Origin of the sequence: Luteimonas sp. 8-5, assembly GCF_029763755.1 — a bacterium.
In the GTDB taxonomy this organism is placed as follows: Bacteria; Pseudomonadota; Gammaproteobacteria; order Xanthomonadales; family Xanthomonadaceae; genus Cognatiluteimonas.
In genome coordinates this window covers 1-4224 of the sequence record NZ_JARUVM010000163.1, presented here as the reverse complement: position 1 = coordinate 4224, position 4224 = coordinate 1, and the positions used below count along the sequence as shown (strand labels likewise).

Annotated in this window: 3 protein-coding genes; all 3 read right to left on the bottom strand. The window is 54.5% G+C overall.

The window, feature by feature from the left end; all coding sequences use genetic code 11:
* Nucleotides 1-505 precede the first annotated feature (505 nt).
* Nucleotides 506-1345, bottom strand: a complete 840-nt coding sequence (locus QAA18_RS12570) for a hypothetical protein (RefSeq protein ID WP_279413419.1) — start codon at nucleotides 1343-1345, stop codon at nucleotides 506-508.
* Between the two features lie 838 nt (nucleotides 1346-2183).
* Entirely contained in the window at nucleotides 2184-2468 is a 285-nt protein-coding gene (locus QAA18_RS12565) for a hypothetical protein (RefSeq protein WP_279413417.1), read from the bottom strand.
* Nucleotides 2469-3328: 860 nt separating this feature from the next.
* Nucleotides 3329-3637 (bottom strand): hypothetical protein, encoded by a 309-nt coding sequence (locus tag QAA18_RS12560; protein ID WP_279413415.1) that lies wholly within the window; start codon nucleotides 3635-3637, stop codon nucleotides 3329-3331.
* Nucleotides 3638-4224 lie beyond the last annotated feature (587 nt).

Below are 4224 nucleotides of genomic sequence, written 5' to 3'. Positions count from 1 at the left end.
TGTTAGGCGCGCATCCTGACGTAAAAGTAGGTAAGAAGCGCGACACCCGCTACACGGGTGGCAATCGAAATGCTACGCACTTTAGAAAAAGTGGGCCAACGTCGGTTCCCAACCAAGTCGACAATCCCAGTGAGTAGGTAGAAACCGAAAGCGCCACAAGCAAGAACCACGGCGAATCCTGGTATGAGGAAAGCTGCTATCCCACAACCCATCAGCAACCAGCAGTAGGCGTATATCAGGTACTTAAAGACGTCCCCCGCCAAGGGGTTTCTGTTGCCATAGACGAGCCACTCTTGGACTTCTTCGTTTGCTGCGATAGCAAAACTGAAAAGGCCAACGATTGAGTGCAAGACTGCGGTGGTCTTGAATCCGAATCCGAAGAAGTCCATGCGGGCCTAACGCACAAGTTAAGCCGAATTGCAGCGCGTAGCCGGGCACATGGCAGGCTCTTTCTGCCATGTGGCTGGCGTAGCGATGCAATTTCGGCTTGAACGCAATGTTAGGCTCATGACAGCCTGTCTAGTGCCTTCTTGATCATTGCTTTGAAGTCAGCAAATCCAGCTTCTGTGCGAGCCGCAATCTCATCTGCATCTGACGTTAGCTCCAGTTCCTTTCTGACTTGTACCATCAGTGGAATCTGGGCATCAACAATTGGTTTCGTTTCAGGAAGCATCTCCATCGCATATTGTCTCTGAAGCACTAACTTTCGCTCGAGACAGTCCATCATCGCCTTGCCATGGGTTGTGACCTGCTCTCTGTAAAAGTCGATTCCTTCCGATAGGCGGCCTAGCAACTGGTGGTCTGGCTGTGGCGAATCATTTGCTGCCTTTGCTTTGGCAATAAGTTGATCGAACTCACGTTGTGCAAACGTTCTCATTGATTCGTGCATCTCGGCTTCGATCTTTAGATCGAATATCGGCTGAGCCTTTCCGATCATTTCGAAAAACACCGCCGTAAGACGCTTGCCCATCTCCGCGCATAGACTTGCCGTGTGAGTTTCGGCGATCAATTGGATCTGAGCAGCAACCGAATTGAATGAAAGCAAAGGCGCGGTCAAATTGTCCGTTCGTGGGTCAAGCTGCGGGATATTCCCAAGATGCGCCATTGCGGTACTAAGCTCCGCAGCTGCCTGCATGTACACGCTTCTTCGCATCTGGCTAATTCGCTCGCGTGACTTCTCCAGAGAATCGTGTTCCAGCTGCTGCCGAAGCCGCTTTGCATTGCTGAGGTTGGAAATTAGAACCCCGAGGAACGCAACAGCTGCGGTAATTGTTGCGGCAATGACCGCAGCCCAGAACAAAGGCGGTAACGTCTTTATGGCGAGTGCGATCGTGTTCGGGGTCATGAGCCTAACGCTTAAATTAAGCCGACCCGCCGCGGGTCGTGTCCAGAGGCGAGTTTAGCGCCGAATTGTCCGGAGCAGTCGCGTCCCGGGGCGGGTTCGGCTTGAATGATCTGTTAGGCGGCGAACGGCACAGATAGGCCGTACGATCCTCGTATTCGAGAGCCCTTTGCAACATGTCCGCGTCGCCATTGGCGCCAGACGAACACATATGAAAGCAGCCGCCACCAACGCCTTTGGCGCATCCACTGCGAATGCATGACAGGAGACAGGCGTCAGCCGCGTTGCAACGGCGAGAAAATTTTGCGAGGAAATCTCGCTCCTCGCGGTCAGGGAACGTAATGCCGTTGAGATGACAGTACTTCGCCCATGGCTTGCCTGAGCTACTTTGTGCAGGCGAAGTTGATTGAGGCGCAGCGACTGCAGTCGACAGGAACAGAAGGAACCAAGCTAGTAGGATTCTTGACATAGCCGCCTAACGCTCAAGTTAAGCCGCATTGCAGCGCGTAGCTGGCCACATGGCAAGCTCTTCCTGCCATGTGGCTGGCGTAGCGATGTGATGTCGGCTTGAACGCACTGTTAGGCGCCTGCTAGCAGTGTCAGGGCTAAGTGCATTGAAACTACGAAGAGGCCCAGACTCAGAGACCCGAGAAGGCCAACAGAGAACCAGAACGCACCAGGATAATTGTCTCGATTGATAACCAAGGAGCCGTGAGATCCCCACGCGATCTGCTTTTCACGTAATGCGGCGACAGCCTTCATCATGGCCAGGCAGGCGAGGACTGTGATGATGGGAAGAGCCACGGCTGGAGGAATGTTCATTGCTAGCTCCCAGCGCCTATTAGGTGACCATTACGAAGAACGAGAAGCCGCTATCTGGCACCCGTGCTGAGTCTGGGGCAACCCCCACGATCTCGTCAAAGAAGACCTTGGCACTGTCTGATCTAAGTTCTGGAGGGATGTTGAAGACCTCCTCGCCGCGCAGCAATCCGAGAGCAAGCAGCTCTGCTTCATCTGAACTTGGCGCATCCACAAAGCGAGTGGCGTAAAAGCCGATCGGTGAGGCCTCTCCGAGCAAGGCGCCCGGAAAGTTCTCACCACGGATTGAGCAGCGGAAAAGTGGCATGGGCGCCTAACGCTCAGGTTAAGCCGAATTGCAGCGCGTAGCTGGCAACATGGCAAGCTCTTTCTGCCATGTTGACGGCGTAGCGATGCAATTTCGGCTTGAACGCAATGTTAGGGGCTCCCGAAAGCATAATCGGCCTCCGCGCAACTCAGGCTGATGACATCACCAGAAGAGTCAGTTCTCCCAATGATGGGGCCGGAATAGATCAGTTGGTAGTTCCCTGGGGGGTCAAAAACGTGCCAGTCGTCGGGGAGCTGAGGGTCGATTTTCTCAGGACCAAACGCAGAGCGCAGTTGGTCTAACGTCACTCCTTGCCGAAACTCCTTGCATTGCTCATATCGAGCCTGTGATTCGCCGCTGATATCTAGGCACGACGCAAGGGACAACACCGAAAGGATCGCTAGGAAGAGTTTCACTATCATGCGCCTAACGCTCAAGTTAAGCCGAATTGCAACGCGTAGCCGGGCACATGGCAAGCTTTTTCTGCCATGTGGCTGGCGTAGCGATGCAATTTCGGCTTGAACGCAATGTTAGGCATCAGCGCTCTCCCACAGACGCCCCGCCCGAACTGTCCGGCAGTGATAGCAGCCACTCGTTTCTGAATCTTGTTTGTACCAAGAATGGCTGCCTCCGGCCGTCTCGCAGTCACGGCCTTTACTGGCAATCCCAAGGTCAATCAAGAACCATGGAAGGTGACGGCGTATTGCGGTTCTCCAACGATACGGCGATTGTTTTGGAGTAGTGCTCATCTGAGGCCTAACGCTCAAGTTAAGCCGAATTGCAGCGCGTAGCTGGCCACATGGCAAGCTGTACCTGCCATGTGGACGGCGTAGCGATGCAATTTCGGCTTGAACGCATTGTTAGGCGTCATGCTCTTCAACTTGCTTGGTGCGGCGGTTGTAGCACAGTGCCTTCTTCTTGCCTGCAAGGATGAGATCTACATCCGCCTCAGTTAGCTTGTAAATGTGGTGTAGGTAGTCGCGAGTTGGAAGAGCATCTATGTACAGGTCGCCTCCATGCATTTGCTCCTCCGAGTGGTGCTGCCATTCGCGAAGCTCGTTGCATTTGACGCATATCACGAGCGACCACTCACTCCACGACGGATCGAGTGGGTTTACGCGCTGAGCAATGATTCTCTGATCTTCGATATCGCAGCGATGTCTGAACATGACGCCTAACGCCTAAGTTAAGCCGAATTGCAGCGCGTAGCCGGGCACATGGCAAGCTTTTTCTGCCATGTGGCTGGCGTAGCGATGCAATTTCGGCTTGAACGCAATGTTAGGCATCCGACGATTGACTTGGGCGACCCCGGCGCGAAATGCCGAGTGAAGTGCCTACCAGCAGCGCGCCTGCTAGAACCAGCCACTCCAAGACGATTAGAAGCGACGGGGCACTGCCAGCTAGGCGCGCCAGGAGCTGCCAAAGTACCGTTGCTGCAACCGCCTGAAGCACTAGTGCGGCCCAGGCATGTGCAAATGGCTTGGTTGATTGGTTTATGGCCAAATGCGTAAAGATGGCTCCGGACACAAGGAACGAGGCGGCGGAACTGGCAGCGAGCAAAGTAACGCCCGAGGTCGTGTCGACCGGCGACCATGCAGCTGACACGAAGCCGATGGAGACCTCCGTGACGAGCAGCGCTGCAGCGTACTTGGTGATCTTTCCCCAGTTCACGGCTTCACCCGACGATGCCTAACGCCTAAGTTAAGCCGAATTGCAGCGCGTAGCTGGCAACATGGCAAGCTCTTTCTGCCATGTT